The organism is Acinetobacter sp. YH12252 (assembly GCF_013417365.1).
GTDB lineage: Bacteria > Pseudomonadota > Gammaproteobacteria > Pseudomonadales > Moraxellaceae > Acinetobacter > Acinetobacter towneri.
Genome location: NZ_VPEA01000042.1, coordinates 1 through 1,411 on the forward strand (window position 1 = coordinate 1; position 1,411 = coordinate 1,411).

The 1,411-nt window shown below is 60.2% G+C and carries 1 protein-coding gene; it reads left to right on the forward strand.

Annotated features, from left to right (window positions below; all coding sequences use genetic code 11):
- Positions 1 to 1,176: IS91-like element ISVsa3 family transposase (locus FTV28_RS13435; protein ID WP_204902544.1), on the forward strand; the 1,176-nt coding region annotated here is incomplete at its 5' end.
- Positions 1,177 to 1,411 lie beyond the last annotated feature (235 nt).

Genomic DNA, 1,411 nt, shown 5'->3' on the forward strand with positions numbered 1-1,411 from the left:
GCCGCCTTGCTGGTTGATGAAGTACTGCCTGAACAACCCATGCGTCAGTGGGTGTTGAGCTTCCCGTTTCAGCTGCGTTTCCTGTTTGCCAGCCGGCCCGAGATCATGGGGTGGGTGCTGGGCATCGTTTACCGCGTCATTGCCACGCACCTGGTCAAGAAAGCGGGCCATACCCACCAAGTGGCCAAGACGGGCGCGGTCACCCTGATCCAGCGTTTTGGATCGGCGCTCAATCTGAATGTTCACTTCCACATGCTGTTTCTCGACGGTGTGTATGTCGAGCAATCCCACGGCTCAGCGCGTTTCCGCTGGGTCAAGGCGCCGACCAGCCCAGAGCTCACCCAGCTGACGCACACCATCGCCCACCGGGTGGGTCGCTATCTGGAACGGCAAGGCCTGCTGGAACGGGATGTCGAAAACAGCTATCTGGCCTCGGATGCGGTGGATGACGACCCGATGACACCCCTGCTGGGGCACTCGATCACTTACCGTATCGCTGTCGGTTCACAGGCGGGGCGAAAGGTGTTCACTTTGCAAACTCTGCCGACCAGTGGTGATCCGTTCGGTGACGGGATTGGCAAGGTAGCCGGGTCCAGCCTGCACGCCGGCGTGGCGGCCAGGGCCGATGAACGCAAGAAGCTCGAACGGCTGTGCCGGTACATCAGCCGCCCGGCGGTATCCGAGAAGCGGCTGTCGTTAACACGAGGCGGCAACGTGCGCTACCAGCTCAAGACGCCGTACCGGGACGGCACCACGCACGTCATTTTCGAACCATTGGATTTCATTGCAAGGCTGGCCGCCCTGGTACCGAAGCCCAGAGTCAACCTAACCCGCTTCCACGGGGTGTTCGCACCCAACAGTCGGCACCGGGCGTTGGTCACGCCGGCAAAACGGGGCAGGGGCAACAAGGTCAGGGTGGCTGATGAACCGGCAACACCAGCACAACGGCGAGCGTCGATGACATGGGCGCAACGGCTCAAGCGTGTTTTCAATATCGACATCGAGACCTGCAGCGGCTGCGGCGGCGCCATGAAAGTCATCGCCTGCATTGAAGACCCTATAGTGATCAAGCAGATCCTTGATCACCTGAAGCACAAAGCCGAAACCAGCGGGACCAGGGCGTTACCCGAAAGCCGGGCGCCACCGGCTGAGCTGCTCCTGGGTCTGTTTGACTGACGAGCCTGAAGGCCAACGATACCAATCAAAATGCTGCGTTCACAGCGCCGCGGCAGGGATCCGCCGTGCTGGTTGTCGGAAAAGGAGCCGCTAGTGGGAAAGAGGAGGGTAAATTTTCAGCGTTGCTGGCTCCCCGTCAGCCGGATTGGGTTGCATCGCAGGGGTGTCGAAAGAGTCAACTGCGGTCCAAAGCTGTTGGACTTGGGTGAAAAGGGCGTTTATTCTTCCTATACGT